The organism is Candidatus Thiodiazotropha endolucinida, assembly GCF_001715975.1.
In the GTDB taxonomy this organism is placed as follows: Bacteria; Pseudomonadota; Gammaproteobacteria; order Chromatiales; family Chromatiaceae; genus Thiodiazotropha; species Thiodiazotropha endolucinida.
Map to the genome: position 1 here is coordinate 1 of NZ_MARB01000006.1, position 15970 is coordinate 15970.

A 15970-nucleotide genomic window follows, 5' to 3' on the forward strand; every position below is an offset into this window, starting at 1 on the left:
CCCGAAGGGCTGGGGCTGTTTTTGCGCCCAGCGGCGTTATCATTCGCTCATGTAGCATAACTACACCTAGCTCATTCTGCCTTGCTGGGCACAAAAACAGCCCCAGCAGGGTGTATTGGATTAGTGTTAACAGGCCCTAACAGGCATATCGCAGAAGGAACTGATCTGCAATGTGCTTCTGGGCCTCCACGCATGGTGGTGTTTCAAACCTTGTTTCATCCCGCCAATATGCCTGTCATAGCGGGGCGCGGTGTTTGTTGAGACACAAGACGGGAGAGGATAGCTAGATTCCAAATCAATGTCATCCCGGTCTCGATCGGGTGTTGTTTGATAAGTAGGGGTAGCGTGGGTTCAGCGGCTGTCGATGCTGGAGAATGCGAAACGGCTCTCCCGACCCATGGCCGGGATTTCGGGTACCAGCAGGGAGAGTGCAAATGATACAGCCGCCATGGCCGCACCCGCATAGAAGACCAGCGCGGGGGAGCTCAGCCAGATAATGCCGAATAGAGCCGGTATGACCACCGCAGCAATATGGTTGATGGAAAAACTGACACCGGCGCTGGAGGCGATATCCTCGGGCGCCGCAATTTTCTGGAAATAGGTCTTCAGGGCAATGGCCATGGCAAAGAACAGGTGGTCGATGATGTAGAGTCCCGCGGCGATCCAGGCGGTCTCCACCACGGCATAACCGCAAAATACCAGAATCAGGCCGGCGTATTCGATCAGCAGCGCCCGGTGTTCGCCGATCCGGCCTATCAACCGGCCGATGCGCGGTGCCAGGAAGACATTGATGGCGGCATTGACCAGAAACAGTAAGGCAATCTGCGAGACAGTGTAACCAAACTTCTCCACCATCAGAAAACCCGCGAAAACGACAAATATCTGTCGCCGTGCCCCCGACATAAAGGTCAATGTGTAGTAGAGCCAGTAGCGTTTGCGAAACACCATGTGCTTATGTTGTTCCGTCTTCTGGGGAAAGAGCGGAAAACCCAACCAGGCAATCGAGGCGATCACCAGGGTAAGCCCCCCCATGATCAGATAGATCCACTGGTAGTTGAGACCCAACAGGTCGTCAAACATCCAGATCAGACCGAAGGTGACGATCGAGGCGAACGAGCCTGCCGCGATCAGGCGTCCAAGGGTCTCTGCGGAATGTGATTTATCGATCCACTGCAGCGCCAGGGAGGTCTGCAGGGTCTCATAGTAGTGAAAGCCGATCGACATGATAACGGTGGTGATATAGAGGCCGATCACCGACGGAAAGAACCCGGTGACAGCGGTACCGACTCCAAGCAAGGCAAGCGAGATATAGGCCAGCCGTTGTTCACGAATCAACAACAACAGAAATACCACGGCAAAGGCAAGGAAACCGGGGATCTCACGCAGACTCTGCAGGATACCTATCTCCTGTCCGCTGAATGAGGCGCTTTCGATGGCAAAGTTGTTCAACAGTGTCTGCCAGGCCGCGAAGCTTAGCGGCACAGCGACAGCCATTAGCAGCAGCAGGAAGTCGGGACGACGGAGTCTTGTTAGTGTCGATATTGCCATGATTACAATTATGGGCCTTTTTAATTTGGCGTAATAACTATAATATGACAATGAATATCGAAAAAAAGACAGTTGATCCCTCCACCCATGTGGGTCATGTCATCGATCCGCAGCGGCCTGTGCTTTCGATTTCGATGGAGAGGCGTGGGGCCGAACTGGTCACTCGGCACGCCCATCTTCGCGGTCAGCTGTTGTATGCGATCCGTGGTGTAATGAGGACGAGCACCGACAAGGGGGCCTGGCTGGTGCCGCCTGCGCAGGCGGTCTGGATACCGCCTGGGGTGATGCACGAGGTGGAGATGACCCAGCCGGTATCCTTCCGCTCGATCTACATCGATCCCGCCTACAATGACGGGCTGCCCGACAGCTGTTGCGTGCTGCGTGTGACACCGCTGTTGCGGGCCATGATTCTGGAGGCGAGCCGGATCGGCAATGAATACGCAAAGGGTAGCGCGGAATGGAGACTGATGGTGGTGATTGTGGATCAGCTGCAAAAGATCGAACAGTTTCCTTTCCATCTCCCCTTTTCCGACGAACCGAGAATCCGCAGGATTATCGATACCCTGACGGAAAATCCGGCGGATGACCAGACCCTGGCGGAGTGGGCGACACACGCCGGTGCCAGTGAACGCACGCTTGGGCGGCTTTTCCTCAAGCATCTGGGGATGAGTTTTGGCAGCTGGCGTCGCCGGCTGCGGTTGCTGGAGGCCATGAACAGATTGGCGGACGGCGCACCTGTTAACGAGGTCGCATTTGAGCTGGGGTATGCGAGTCCAAGTGCTTTTATCGCCATGTTCCGCGAGAACCTGGGCGAGCCGCCGGCCCGCTTCTTCAATGAGTCCAATCGCAATCGGGCTGCCGATGCCCGCACGTAGTGGCGCAAAACCGCTTGCGGAGTTGGCTTTAAGAGAGGCATGGTTTATCATCTGCTTCCTTTTTTCCGGTTAATGACCCAATTTCACCGCCCGTGGAGAGCAACAATGGCACGTGTCACAGTTGAAGATTGCATGGACTATGTAGACAACCGTTTTGATCTGGTTCTGCTTGCCACCAAACGGGCGCGTCAGCTGGTCAATGGGGTGGAGCCGCTGCTTCCCTGGGAAAACGACAAACCAACCGTGATGGCCTTGCGTGAAATTGCCGAGGGTTTGATCTCGGAACAGGACATGCAAAGGCAGCAAGCCGAAGAGGAACTGGTAGTGGATGAAGGGATGATGGAGATCGATATCACCCCAATGGAACCCGGTAAATAAATCTCCTGTATCGCCACTATCAACCACATTCCGTTCGGCAGCCGCAGGTTGCCGCCGCGACACTATCACCACTTGCAACACAAGGCTGAAAAGGCTCAGAATTTCCCCTATTTCCCAGTCTATATTCTTGACCCATTCGGGTTGTTGAGAGAAGCTGCGTTTCGATCACTATGACAAACCCCGGTTTACGGCCAAAACGACAGTTATGACAGACTGAACATACTGAGTGGGCAAAAGTGGCGCTGGAGAGGTGAATGAACAATCCGTTAGGCAATCTGGAAGATGATCAGGAGATGCCGCGTTTCCTGATCAGCGACCTGTGCGCCTATCTCGAGTCCTACCTTTCGGCGGACCACATTCGCGAGGTATACAGGGCCTATCTGTTCGGCGCCGAAGCTCACGTGGGACAGCACCGCAAGACCGGGGAGCCCTATATCTATCATCCTGTTGCAGTGGCACGCATTCTGGCTGACATGCGTATGGACTATAAGTGCCTGATGGCGGCTATCCTGCATGACGTCATTGAGGACACACCCACCGCCAAAGAGCAACTCGCGGATACCTTTGATGGCGAGATTGCTGAGCTGGTCGATGGTGTGAGTAAACTCTCCAAAATCGATTTCAACTCTCAGGCTGAGGCTCAGGCCGCCAGTTTGCGCAAGATGTTGTTGGCGATGACCAAGGATATCCGGGTGATTCTGATCAAGCTTGCCGACCGCCTGCACAATATGCGGACCCTCGGGGTGATGAAACCGGAAAAAACCCGGCGAATCGCCAAGGAGACCCTGGATATCTTTGCCCCCATCGCCAACCGGCTGGGTATCAACAGCATGCGTCTGGAGTTGGAGGAGTTGGGCTTTGCCGCGTACTGGCCGATGCGTTACCGGGCCTTGAAGAGCGCCGTTACCGATGCCAGGGGTCACCATCGCGAGCTGGTTGAGAATGTGGAATCAGCCATTCGCTCCCGTATCGAACAGGAAAAGATGGTGGGGCAGGTATTCGGACGCCAGAAACATCTCTACAGCATCTACAAAAAGATGTTGAAGAAAAAGCTGAGCTTTTCAGAGGTGGTTGATGTATTCGCCTTTCGCATCGTGGTCGATGCGGTCGATACCTGCTACCGTGTGCTGGGTGTGGTGCACAATCTTTATAAGCCGATGCCCGGACGTTTCAAGGACTATATCGCAATACCCAAGGCAAATGGCTACCAGTCACTGCATACCGTACTGTTTGGTCCACAGGGTATACCCATCGAGATTCAGATTCGCACCGAGGAGATGGATAAATTGGCCGAATCGGGGATTGCGGCGCACTGGATGTACAAGACCGGTGAGGCAAGTGGCCAATGGGTCAAGTCCCGGGCTTCGGACTGGTTGCAGAATCTGCTGGAAATGCAACAGGGTGTGGGGGACTCGGTGGAGTTTCTCGAGCACGTCAAGGTCGACCTGTTCCCCGACGAGGTCTATGTGTTTACGCCGAGGGGACGGATCATGGTACTGCCGAAAGGCGCTACCGTGGTCGATTTTGCCTACAGTGTGCACACGGATGTGGGCAATACCTGTGTTGCCGCACGGGTCGACAGGCGGCTGGTGCCGTTACGCACCCGCCTGCTCAATGGCCAGACCGTGGAGATCATCAACTCCGAAACCGCCGGGCCCAGTCCGGCCTGGCTTAATTTCGTGGTGACGGGAAAGGCGCGCGCCAATATCCGCTCCTATTTGAAGAATCTCAAGACACAAGAGGCGGTCAGTCTGGGCAGGCGTCTATTGGAACGCGAACTCGAATTGATTTCACTCACCCTGGATGATGTGGATCAGGAGACAATCGATCAGATCCTGACCGAGTTTCGCCTGGAACAGCTGGACGATCTAATGGCAGGCATCGCTTTGGGAGACCATATGCCGATGCTGCTGGCCCGTCGATTGGCGGGAGAGGATCTGACTCAGCCGGTGAGCGAATCAGTTTTACAGCAGGAGGTGCCTGCCGGCTCGTTGGCGATCAAAGGGACGGAAGGGATGGTGGTGAACTTCGCCAAGTGCTGCCGACCCATTCCGGATGATGCCATTGTCGGTGTCTTCAATCCCGGCAAGGGCATAGTGATCCATCGCCAGGGTTGCCCGAACCTCGGGGACTATAAAAAGCACGGACATAAATGGATCGAGGCTGAGTGGGAATCGGATGTGGAAGGGGAGTTCGCCACCATGATTCGTGTAGAATCGGGTAATCAAAGGGGTGTCCTGGCTTCCGTTGCCTCGGTTATCTCTCAACAGGGTTCGAATATCGAGCATGTGGGCTCTGAAGAGCGGGATGGTCTGTCCTCCACTCTGGTCTTCGTCATTACTGTGAAGAATCGACAGCACCTGGCGAAGATCTTGCGTCATGTGCGTTCCCTGCCTTCGATTATGCGCATTAACAGAGTGAAATGATAATTATGAATTTTGAATGTTGAATTATTGTTGTGTTCGCGTTGCGCACGCTTTTTTTTCAGCACTATTTTAGATGTGTGCGACACACACACAATCAATTCAAAATTCATAATTAACAAAAAGAGGTGTTAAACATGAGCCGTGAAATCATCCGTACCGATCAGGCTCCGCAGGCTATCGGTACCTACTCCCAGGGAGTCAAGGTTGGCGATACGGTCTATCTTTCAGGTCAGATACCCCTGGTACCTGAGACCATGGAGATGGTGGATGGCGATATCGAACAGCAGATCCGACGTGTTTTCGATAATCTGCAGGCTGTAGCCAGGGCAGCAGGTGGCAGTTTTACCGATGTCGTAAAACTAAATGTCTTTCTTACCGACCTGGAACATTTTCCTGTGGTCAATCAGGTGATGGCGGATTACTTCTCGGAACCCTATCCCGCCAGGGCCGCAATCGGGGTGGCGGAACTGCCCAAGGGTGCTGCCGTAGAGATGGATGCCATAATGCAGTTTGAATGATGAATCGTGGGTTTCATCTATGATTAGCATCATGTGGTGGTGGTTTTTTTAAAATCAACTGCTTGCCGGCAGGAGATTACAGCTTGGGCGGATTGAATGGATAGCCAGTTCGAACAGATGATGCAGGTCAATATTCAGGGGCGGGTGTTTATCATCTGCCAGGCCCATGGTGTCACGGATCCAACCATCATCGGTTATTATAACGAGATCATGCATCAGGCGATCAGCGCCATGCTGACTGATGAGAGCACCCCGGCAGACTTCCACAAGCTGCTTAACGAACAGGCTGATTGGTTAGACGCGGAAATCAGTCAGGTAGGTGGCGCATCGCAAGGTGCCGGATCGGCCTCCGCCATAATTGACGACGCTGGGGATGATGGGAATGGCGGCGGGGAGCAAGCGGTGAAAATCCTGAATGCCGATAAGAAGGCCACCGGGTATGTGCCCGAGGCCAAGTCGATGCCGGAGCGTCTCAAGGATCGGCGTGCCGATATGGAGCATCTGCTGTCAAATGATTGTGTAACCCTTAAACTGGTAACCCCCAATGAGGCCGATAAGCTGAAGCACGGCCTGGTGGGCAAGGATCCCGATAAGGCGGAAGAGGAAGTCGTCGCCATGTTACGCAACAATCTGCATGCTCAGGTGCGTAAATTCATACGAAAACATAACGGTGGTCCCTGGGCGACAGCCACGCTGCAGTCGGAAGTGCGTATGGATATCACCCGCACCCGATCCGTGCGTTCCCTGGTCTCTCTCTCCCGGCAGCTGCTGGAGGAACGGGAGGAGTGGTTGTCGAAAACCAAGAACAGCCTGACCGGCCGGTTTTTCGGCGGTAAGGTGAAACTGGATAAATAGCATTTCATTAGTAGGCCTTTATGGGTAAGCAATACGATCATATCAGCGAAAAACATATCGATTTCATCATTCGTCAGCAGCTGTTTTTTGTCGCAACCGGGATGAGTGAGGGGCGGATCAATGTCTCACCCAAGGGATTGGACAGCCTGCGCATCATAAATCCCAATCAGGTGGTTTGGCTGAATCTCACCGGGAGTGGTAACGAGACGGCCACCCACCTGAGGGACGACGGGCGGATGACCCTGATGTTCTGTGCCTTGGAGGGAGAACCCAAGATTCTCAGGCTGTATGGACAGGCAACCAGCTATCTTGAAGGCAGCGAAATCTGGGATGCCCATATCGGTCGTTTCCCCCTGCTCCCCGGGGCCCGACAGATCATCCTCATGGATGTGGATCTTGTCGCCAGTTCCTGTGGATTCGGGGTGCCGTTGTTCGAATATGCCGGGCAACGGGATGCCTTGGTGGAGTGGGCTGAAAGAAAGGGTGACAAGGGACTCAGGGAGTTCAGGGAGAAGCGTAATAAAGTGAGTGTCGATGGGAAGCCCACCGATCTGGCATAGCATCTCAAAACTATTCCTGAATTACCCACAATACTCAGCCACCGATCGGGTGATCGTGAATTTTATAAGCAAGCCGCAAATGCTCGCCAATAGTTATAAGTCCGCAAATGAACGCAAATCTATTTATTAGCTCAACACTAGGGTAGATTGGATGGACCCTATCCTACAGCTTGTGCAATACGACGCGAGTGGGGACTGTCTCACCGTAACTTTTGCTTTAAACCGCCACAATGGCGCTTATTCGCATCCATTTGCGACTTGCATTCATAATGCCTTCTGTGAGGGTGAAGCAGGCTATAGCATATAGCTGAGACTGGTGGATAATCAGGAAACTCTTACTCTCCTTATAGGGTCAGGGTGACGTTGCGCTGGTGAGGGTGGGTGCGATGCTCCCATAGGTAGATCCCCTGCCAGGTTCCCAGTGCGGGTCTGCCTTGGCTGATCGGCAGACTCAAATCCATATGGGTCAGGATCGATCGTACATGCGCCGGCATGTCGTCCGGTCCCTCCAGGGTGTGGTCGAAGATCGGATCGCCATCAGGCACCAGGCGGGACATAATTCGCTCCAGATCGGTACGTACCGAAGGATCGGCGTTTTCACAAAGGATCAGTGAGGCGCTGGTGTGTTGGATGAAGAGTTGACAGATTCCAGTCTCTATCCCGGCACGGCCGATAGCCTCGGACACCTCACCGGTGATGTTGTAGGTGTTGCGTCCCCGGGTCTGAATCCTTATCTGTTCCTGGATTACCATCTTTGCCTTTCTCCCGTCTGTTCTGGCATGCTGTGAATGAGCGAATAGTACAATAGGTTCTTCACCTCATCGAGTGGGTTGAACGGCTAAACAGAAAACCAAACCGTTATTGTTTTGGCCGCAAATAAACGCAAATCACCGCAAACTGCCGCAAATGATATGACAATGTGCCCTGCTGCTACACAATCAACTGCCTATTCTGCTGTTAAAGGCAACCTGGGCGGAATTTCAAAACGTATTACATTTGAATTACTCATTGTAGGCTGCAGTTATCCTTATCTGAGAAGGTTTGCGTTCATTTGCGGTGATTCGCGTCCATTTGCGGCTTTTCCCTCCTTGCTATGTCACCCATTTGATCAAAGGAGGAGCCGCGCAACAAAAGTGAACAGCTTTGAATAAGGAAAGTTCATCAACGAGTCTGGCCGAACAACCCGTCACGGTATTGAAAGGGGTCGGGGTAAGGAGTGCCGAAAAACTCGCCAGGTTGGGCATCGGGAGTCTGCAGGATCTGCTGTTTCACCTGCCGTTGCGCTACCAGGACCGAACACGGATTCAACCGATCGGCAGTCTGCGGCGTGGTGATCAGGTGGTGATCGAGGGGGAGATCGATCTGGCGGAGATCAAGTTCGGCCGTCGCCGCTCTCTGATGGTGCACCTTTCCGACGGCACGGGCGGCCTGTTTCTGCGCTTTTTCTATTTCAGCAATGCCCAGCGGCAAACGTTGAATCGCGGTGTTCGATTACGCTGTTTTGGTGAGGTGCGCAATGGCCCCAACAGTCTGGAGATGGTCCATCCCGAGTATCAACACATCGATCCTGATCAACCCGTGGCGGTGGAGACGTCGCTGACACCGATCTATCCCACCACTGAGGGTGTCCATCAATTGACCCTGCGCGGTCTCATGCAGCAGGCCCTGCAGTGGTTGCAACAGCAGCCGGACGGACTGAGGGAGTGGCTGCCCCAGTCACTGTTGGCGCGGTTTCCTCAAATGAATTTGGCCCAGGCGGTCAGTTACCTCCATGCGCCGCCTCCCGATGCCGACCAACAACGGCTACTGGCGGGGATACATCCGGCACAACAGCGACTCTCCTATGAGGAGCTGCTCGCCCATCAGATCAGTCTGCGCAGCATGCGGGCTCACCATCAACGTATTCGCGCCACTCCGTTTGTGATCGACAACAAGCTGAAGCAGGCCCTTATTTCGGCACTGCCGTTCGAACTGACCGTCGCCCAGAGCCGGGTTGTGGCGGAGATTGAACAGGATCTTGCACGCTCCCTGCCGATGCAGCGCCTGGTGCAGGGAGATGTGGGTTCGGGCAAGACCGTGGTCAGCGCCATGGCGGTGCTGCAGGCCATCGGCGCCGGCAGTCAAGTGGCCTTGATGGCGCCCACGGAACTGCTGGCGGAACAGCATCTGCGCAGCTTCTCCCAATGGCTGCTGCCGTTGGGGATCGAAATCGGCTGGCTCACCGGACGACTCAAGGGTCGCCCCCGGGAAGCGGTGATTGAACGGATCGCGGCAGGTGAGATACAGCTGGCGGTGGGTACCCATGCCCTGTTTCAGCAGGATGTGGTGTTCAGCGATCTCGGTCTTGTGGTGATCGACGAACAGCACCGCTTCGGTGTCCATCAACGACTGGCATTACGCGAGAAGGGGAACCGGCAGGGACACACCCCCCACCAGTTGATCATGACCGCCACGCCGATCCCCCGCACGCTGGCGATGACCGCCTATGCCGACCTCGACCTGTCGATCATCGATGGCCTGCCGCCGGGTCGTAAACCGGTTACCACAGCGGTGATATCGGATCGCAGGCGCGACGAGGTGGTGGAACGGGTGAGGGCGGCCTGTGCCCAGGGGCGCCAGGCCTATTGGGTCTGTACCCTGATCGAGGAGTCGGAGGCATTGCAGTGCCAGGCAGCGGAGGAGACCGCGCGGCTGCTTGCCGAGGCCCTGCCGGATTTGGACGTGGCCTTGGTGCACGGCCGGGTAAGACAGGAAGCGAAAGAGCATGTCATGCGGGATTTCCAATCGGGCGCGGTTGATCTGCTGGTTGCCACCACCGTGATCGAGGTGGGCATGGATGTGCCGAATGCGAGCCTGATGATTATCGAAAACCCGGAACGCCTGGGATTGGCGCAGCTGCATCAGTTGCGTGGCAGGGTGGGGCGCGGCAGTGAGGAGAGCCACTGCGTTCTGATGTACCATTCCCCCCTCTCGGCCAATGCCAAAGAGCGTCTGGCGATTCTGCGTGAGACAAGCGACGGCTTCATGATTGCCCAAAAAGACCTGGAGATGAGAGGGCCGGGAGAGGTGTTGGGAACCCGGCAGACCGGTGAGATGCAACTGCGAATCGCTGATCCGGTGAGGGATCAGGGGATGCTCGACGAGGTGCGCGAAGCGGCGGAGATGCTGTTACGGGACGATCCTCAGGCTGCGTCCCAGCTGGTCCAGCGTTGGCTGGGCGAGCGTGTCGCATATGTCAAGGTTTAGAAGCGATCGGATCAGGGACTGGGAAGCCTTCTATTTCGTCATTCAACCGCAGGGTGTGCGATAATAATCCTTTTTCGGGATGAGATAGCTTGAGTCAGCAGATAAGTAGCAGGTCGAACCCTGAGCCGAATTGGAGCGATTGGCGTCATCGCTCACATACGCAGATACCACCACTGGTTGCATCATGGTTGGGTGACAGGGGTTCGCTGACTCAACGTGTCATCCAATGCTGTGGCGAGGGTCAGTTCAAAGTGCGCCTGCTGCATCAGGGGTGGGGAACGCCTCTCAACAGCGAGTGCCGTATTTTGAGAATGCGCAGAGGGTTGATGGCGCTGGTGAGGGATGTAGAGTTGCAGTGCGACGGCACCCCCTGGGTTTTCGCCCGTACGCTGATACCGATCACCAGTCTCAAGGGCGCGGCGCAAAGGTTGACGCAACTGGGTGAGAAGCCATTGGGTGCAGTGCTTTTCTCCGATCCGAAAGTGATTCGGGGTGCAACCCAGGTAGCACGCTTGCTGCCCAGACAGCCAATGTTCGAGACGGCCTGCAATCATCTGCAGAAAAAACCGAATCATCTCTGGGGGCGACGCACCCTGTTTTTTGTGCAAAAGAGACCGTTACTGGTGAATGAGATTTTTCTCCCGACCCTGCCGCTTAAGGGAGGTGGCAGTCGATGACAAGTCAACAGGTTGACATGATACCTTCGGGTACCGGCCCGGTGGGCTGGCTGGAACGTCTGCGCCGCTACGCGCTGCTGGTACGGCTGAATCGACCGATCGGAATATTGCTGTTGATGTGGCCTACCCTGTGGGCGTTGTGGATCGCGGGTGAAGGCACGCCGCCCTGGCATATCGTTTTGGTGTTCGTCACCGGGGTGGCGCTGATGCGATCCGCCGGCTGTGCAATCAACGACTATGCCGATCGTGAATTCGACGGCCATGTGGCACGCACCCAGGCCCGGCCCATCGCCTCGGGACTGGTCAGCCCGCGCGAGGCATTGGGTGTCTTTATCGTACTCTCCCTGCTGGCCGCCTCACTGCTGTTTTTTCTCAACTGGCCAACCCGCTACATGTCACTGGTGGCGCTGTTGCTGACGGCAGTCTACCCCTTCATGAAGCGCTATACCCATCTGCCCCAGGTGGTGTTGGGCGCCGCCTTCGGCTGGGCGGTGCCGATGGCCTTCATGGCGCTCAACGAAAGCGTGCCGCCGGTTGCCTGGCTGTTGTTCGCTACCACCCTGATCTGGGCGCTTATCTACGATACTCAATACGCCATGGTGGACCGGGAGGACGATCTCAAGATCGGGGTCAAGTCGAGTGCGATTCTGTTCGGCCGCCATGACAAGCTGATCATCGGACTGCTGCAAGCGGCCATGATAGTGCTGCTGCTGTTGACCGGGATGCTGCTCGGGCGTGGCGCTTTTTATTATCTCGGCCTGTTGGGCGGCGCCGGGCTGTTTGCCTATCAACAATGGCTCATCCGGGCCCGCGAACCCAAGGCCTACTTCGAGGCCTTTCTCAACAACAACCAGTTCGGCATGGTGATCTTTATCGGGTTACTGGTCGACTATCTGTCATTCGGATAAACTGAGATAGCAGCCACTTTCCGCTAAGCCATCTGTTCGGGATGACGCTTGTTATGGAAATATATATACCTCTATATCCAGTGAAGGTATGTCTCTTCATTGCGACGACTGTAATGCCGAAAACACAACAAGGATTGTCAATCAATGTCAGGATAGAAAACAGTGGGCAAGATGCCTCTTTTTACCGTCCAGGATTTAATAATTTTATTATTGAATACGGGCGGGAATATTGGCAAGTAAATGAAATTTAGGGTAAAACTTAAAGCATAACAGGGAGGTTTTATCTTTTGAGTTCCCTCCCCCAATGTAACGATGATTCAAACTTACTTGGCACTTTTGAGAGAAGGATCTGGGCCTAAGGATGAAGAGAGGCAGTTGATTCTGCAGACCCTCTTTAGGCCCAGCACCACAGGGTTTATCAAGGATGACGGACCAAGTTCATTTCACGAGATTGTTTCCAATGCCTTATCAAAAAAATAAATATAACAAAGCCTTCCAGATGCGCTAATGCGCCTGCTCCGCTGAAGGCGGCGTTATGGTTTCAAAATTGCCGCCTTGCAAAGTACTCCAATGGAGTATATTCTTTATGAATGTTAACTATTGCTGAAACAGCACCATTCCAACGAAAATTCAGTAGGTTACTATCCTCTGATGAACATTCAGATCTAATTGCCTATCTCTCTGAGCACCCTAATTCCGGTGTTCTTATACAAGGGACAGGAGGTATTCGAAAACTACGTTGGGCCCGTCAAGGTGGTGGTAAAAGTGGAGGGATTAGAGTCATTTACTATTTTCACAATGAAAGTATGCCACTTTATCTCTTGGCGCCTTTGGTAAAAATGAGAAAGCAAATCTTTCCACCGAAGAAAAGCAGCTATTAGCAAAAGCGGTTAAAGAACTAATGGCGTTCTGGAGGCAGAGACATGAGCAAAGCATTCACTGAAATATCTGAAGGCCTCAAGGATGCGGCTGCCCATGCAAAGGGTGAGAAATCTGAGGTTTTGGAGCACGCACCCGAAGCACTTAATGTAAGAGCTATACGTGAGAAAACAGGTATGAGCCAACAACGGTTTTGCGCCACCTTTGGTATTTCACTTGGCACCTTGAGACACTGGGAGCAAGGTCTTCGTAGCCCTAGAGGGGCGGCACGAGTTCTCTTAAAAGTGGTAGAAAATAATCCTCAAGCAGTAATCAAGGCTGTGAGTGAGTAAACCATAAAAAATAGTAACGTTGATTTAATTTTGAAAATCAATGCGGTTTATCTCCCAGACGATTTTTATCTTGATCATACAAGCCGGTCAGGACAGCAATGCCGTCATCGTTGACACGCAGTTCGCCAAAACGTGCGTTGGAATAAGTATCCCATTTTCCTTCCTGAAAAAAGTAGGCGTCGCTGGCAAGCCGTACTGATTCTCCTCGCTTTCGGAAACGGAGCAGGTGCTGGGTATCTGTGAGTTGCTGCCCCTCGTAGAGACTCACAAAGCTGGCTTCCCCTGTCGGGTCAAGATTCACAATGATATTTCCATCGTCAATCTGGGCGGATTTTGCGGCCTGTGCGACCTCACCGGTCATGGCATATCGCAACGCCATGTAGTCTCCTTGTAAAAGTGAGCGAGGGTCACGTGGTGCGAGTCTTAGCAGCAGGGTGTCGCCGTTATTGACAATGCTCTCTTTGATGATGATCTGGCTGTTGACGATGAGGAGTATCAATAGCGTCACAACAGCCATGATGGTGAGGCGGGTCTTATCAGATAAGCCGAAGATTGAATTAAGCATAGCCAGCTCCCTGCCGCTCATCTGTCAGGATGACTTTGAGGATGATCCAGCGAGATAGCAATAGGGTGATACCGGTGGCGACCAGTGTGATCGATTTCGTTAACAGACTGACTTCTATACCGTAGAAGAAGGCCGTTAGGAATAGGACAAAAAAACCGATACCGGCCCCGGTGAAAGTTACTCTGCTGGAGTGAGCGCCGAGTAGCATGACGATAAGACCAAGCAAGAGTCCCGGCGCATACCAGGCACAGGTGATAATGACGATCATGATGCCATGCAGTAATAGTAATGACTTTGTGTCTTCCGTACCCGCAACGACAGGCCAGATCAATCTACCGAGATAAATAAGAAGCATACCCAATAGGATCGTTGAGATCCAGGGTCGGGGATAGAACAAAAAGTCTGCTTCCAGTTCTGGCAGCAGATATACGGTAGAGAGCAACAGAGTGCCAAAGGCGCTCAGCATCAATCCACTCATCAAGGGGTGTAGTAACTCACTGTGCCTGCCTGCAACAAGTGTCGGCATTCGGTTGTGCAGCAGGATCAATATGCCGGTGAGTGCTGGACCGAGGAGGGGTATAAGTGCATTTGCCTCCCAGTGGTACAACAACGTGGTCAATGAACCGGTGGCGAGAAGCACCATGATGACACGATGAATACGATCCGGAAAAAGAAAAAACAGGGCTGAGCTTATTACCAGAGCGAAGCCAAGAATAATCTCGAACTTCCCATGCCCTGCGATATCAGCAAAGCCGTAGGCAACCAATGCCTGGCCGGCCAGGCTGGAAGCCAGTGCGCATTGAACCAGAAAGTCTCTGTCGGATCGTTGACGGACGAGAATTGCACACACGATCAATGCCGCACCGATGAAGATATAACCACCATCAACCATCAGGGTGATACTGGTAATGAACCCGATTAACAAAAGGCTGGCGAGCCAGGCCCCGAACCCCACCATCGTTCGGATATACCAGGGTTGCGGGTTGGGTCTGTTTTCCAAATAATCGAGTGCGTCATCCTCTATGCTGAGTAGATTCTCCGCCCGCAAGTTGTTGACGATATGGTTCAGGGTAACGGTTGATCCGCTCATGATCTTGTCTCCCAGCTCAGCGCAATCTGACGCAACCACCAGGCGGCACTCGCGACCTGGGCAATGAGCAGGAGGGCGAGAAAGAGCAGGCTGCCTGAACCGGACATCATATGACGGATGAAGAACGCAGTGATCACCATAATTACGCCAAGCAGGCTACAGGTAAGAATGAACAAGTCATGTCGTCGATACTGGTAGTAGTAGAGAGCAGCACCTGTTGCGATGAGTAGCAGAGTGGGGGAGACCACGCTCAATCTGGTCTGTTCCTCAAAACCGGCTGCGACGATGATGACCAGTGTTGGCAGGAGGACCGTGCTGAAAGCAATAAATGCGATCACCCGCGGGAACAGTATTCCCCGCATCCAGCTGACGCCGCGGTATGAGCCGAACTCCCAGATGATTAGGGCGAGGACGTTCAGTACAAAAAGATAGCTGGCCAGGGTGGAATCCATCACTGTAGTGCCCAGCCATACCAGCGGGCCGAGCAGTTGCGATACTTGCCACCAGCCATCCGGTGGGTGCAGGACCTGTGTGTAGTACATGATGAGGGTCAGATTCAGGAGGATCTGCAGCAGCATCCAGATACCCGTCTGACGGCCAATGATTGCCCAAGGGAGGATCAGCAGCGCCCAGGTGAGAAACAGGCCATAGGGGTCTGCACCAGTCTGGTAGGCCTGTCCAAACACCGCCAACAGTGTGCCGGTGAGAAACGCAGCTGTCAGCAGGCTGACCCTACCGGCAATGGTGTCGAGGCCGAAACGCCAGGCCAGTACCACTGCACCCATGACACCACCCTCGACCAGGGCGAACTTTGTTAAGTGACTGAGATCGGCCCAGTTCCAGGCAAAGAAGGCTAGGATACCGGCGACGATCAACAAGGCGCCGAGAGCAATCAGGAAGCGATCGATGTGGCGCAGCCAGCTGGTTTGATCGGGTGCCAGACCTGCAAGTGTCATCGCCCGTCGATAGGCAGCTTCGCTTAGCTTCAGTTGCTGCGCCAGCTCCTGTACGTTCGCGTAATCGGCGATGATCTCCTTATGCATTTAAACTCCTTTACACCCAGGGTCGCTAGATAGGGTGCGGCCCAGCCGCACCAAGAGCCATGGCTTAATG

The 15970-nt window shown here is 54.0% G+C and carries 15 protein-coding genes; 10 read left to right on the forward strand and 5 right to left on the reverse strand.

Translation table 11 applies throughout. The annotated features are described in order from the left end of the window. Positions 1-351 precede the first annotated feature (351 nt). Positions 352-1548 (reverse strand): MFS transporter, encoded by a 1197-nt coding sequence (locus CODIS_RS06075; RefSeq protein ID WP_069122913.1) that lies wholly within the window; start codon positions 1546-1548, stop codon positions 352-354. A 50-nt stretch (positions 1549-1598) separates the two neighbouring features. Between CODIS_RS06075 and CODIS_RS06080 the strand changes: the two genes are divergently transcribed. The 6 genes from CODIS_RS06080 to CODIS_RS06105 all read left to right on the forward strand — a co-directional run bounded on the left by CODIS_RS06080 (position 1599) and on the right by CODIS_RS06105 (position 7160). Beyond that, the gene (locus tag CODIS_RS06080; RefSeq protein WP_162420147.1) at positions 1599-2423 is read left to right on the forward strand and encodes an AraC family transcriptional regulator; all 825 of its coding nucleotides are present in this window, start codon (positions 1599-1601) and stop codon (positions 2421-2423) included. A gap of 105 nt (positions 2424-2528) precedes the next feature. Next, positions 2529-2801: a DNA-directed RNA polymerase subunit omega gene (gene rpoZ / locus CODIS_RS06085; RefSeq protein ID WP_069122313.1), complete on the forward strand. Its 273-nt coding sequence runs from the start codon at positions 2529-2531 to the stop codon at positions 2799-2801. Between the two features lie 254 nt (positions 2802-3055). After that, positions 3056-5227, forward strand: coding sequence for a bifunctional GTP diphosphokinase/guanosine-3',5'-bis pyrophosphate 3'-pyrophosphohydrolase (gene spoT / locus CODIS_RS06090; RefSeq protein WP_069122315.1), 2172 nt, complete (start codon positions 3056-3058; stop codon positions 5225-5227). Between the two features lie 134 nt (positions 5228-5361). Next, positions 5362-5745 carry a RidA family protein gene (locus CODIS_RS06095; protein ID WP_069122317.1) on the forward strand — a complete coding sequence of 128 codons (384 nt, stop codon included), beginning with the start codon at positions 5362-5364 and terminating at the stop codon, positions 5743-5745. 96 nt (positions 5746-5841) lie between these two features. Next, the gene (locus CODIS_RS06100; RefSeq protein WP_069122320.1) at positions 5842-6600 is read left to right on the forward strand and encodes a hypothetical protein; all 759 of its coding nucleotides are present in this window, start codon (positions 5842-5844) and stop codon (positions 6598-6600) included. Positions 6601-6620: 20 nt separating this feature from the next. Further along, a complete protein-coding gene (locus CODIS_RS06105) occupies positions 6621-7160 on the forward strand; it encodes a pyridoxamine 5'-phosphate oxidase family protein (RefSeq protein ID WP_069122321.1) in 540 nt (179 codons plus the stop codon). Between the two features lie 344 nt (positions 7161-7504). Here CODIS_RS06105 and CODIS_RS06110 read toward each other — a convergent pair whose 3' ends face one another. Next, the gene (locus tag CODIS_RS06110; protein WP_069122322.1) at positions 7505-7912 is read right to left on the reverse strand and encodes a secondary thiamine-phosphate synthase enzyme YjbQ; all 408 of its coding nucleotides are present in this window, start codon (positions 7910-7912) and stop codon (positions 7505-7507) included. A 391-nt stretch (positions 7913-8303) separates the two neighbouring features. On the opposite strand from CODIS_RS06110, the gene recG reads away from it, so the two are divergent. The 4 genes from recG (at position 8304) to CODIS_RS06130 (ending at position 13202) form a co-directional block, all read left to right on the forward strand. Beyond that, positions 8304-10406 carry an ATP-dependent DNA helicase RecG gene (gene recG, locus CODIS_RS06115; RefSeq protein ID WP_069122323.1) on the forward strand — a complete coding sequence of 701 codons (2103 nt, stop codon included), beginning with the start codon at positions 8304-8306 and terminating at the stop codon, positions 10404-10406. Between the two features lie 89 nt (positions 10407-10495). Continuing rightward, positions 10496-11083, forward strand: a complete 588-nt coding sequence (locus tag CODIS_RS06120; protein ID WP_235615142.1) for a chorismate--pyruvate lyase family protein — start codon at positions 10496-10498, stop codon at positions 11081-11083. Further along, complete coding sequence (gene ubiA, locus CODIS_RS06125; RefSeq protein WP_069122330.1) at positions 11080-11991, forward strand: 4-hydroxybenzoate octaprenyltransferase; 912 nt, start codon at positions 11080-11082, stop codon at positions 11989-11991. Before CODIS_RS06120 ends, ubiA begins: the two co-directional genes overlap by 4 nt. A 923-nt stretch (positions 11992-12914) precedes the next feature. Beyond that, positions 12915-13202, forward strand: a complete 288-nt coding sequence (locus CODIS_RS06130) for a helix-turn-helix domain-containing protein (protein WP_069122333.1) — start codon at positions 12915-12917, stop codon at positions 13200-13202. A 37-nt stretch (positions 13203-13239) separates the two neighbouring features. Here the strand turns inward: CODIS_RS06130 and CODIS_RS06135 are convergent, their stop codons facing one another. From CODIS_RS06135 to CODIS_RS06145, 3 genes are read right to left on the reverse strand one after another with little or no spacing between them, the layout of a single operon-like run. Continuing rightward, on the reverse strand, positions 13240-13767 hold the full coding sequence (locus CODIS_RS06135) for a GDYXXLXY domain-containing protein (protein WP_069122335.1): 528 nt from the start codon (positions 13765-13767) through the stop codon (positions 13240-13242). Next, complete coding sequence (locus CODIS_RS06140) at positions 13760-14857, reverse strand: DUF4401 domain-containing protein (RefSeq protein WP_069122336.1); 1098 nt, start codon at positions 14855-14857, stop codon at positions 13760-13762. Before CODIS_RS06140 ends, CODIS_RS06135 begins: the two co-directional genes overlap by 8 nt. Next, positions 14854-15900 (reverse strand): DUF2157 domain-containing protein, encoded by a 1047-nt coding sequence (locus CODIS_RS06145; RefSeq protein ID WP_069122337.1) that lies wholly within the window; start codon positions 15898-15900, stop codon positions 14854-14856. Before CODIS_RS06145 ends, CODIS_RS06140 begins: the two co-directional genes overlap by 4 nt. Between the last annotated feature and the right edge of the window lie 70 nt (positions 15901-15970).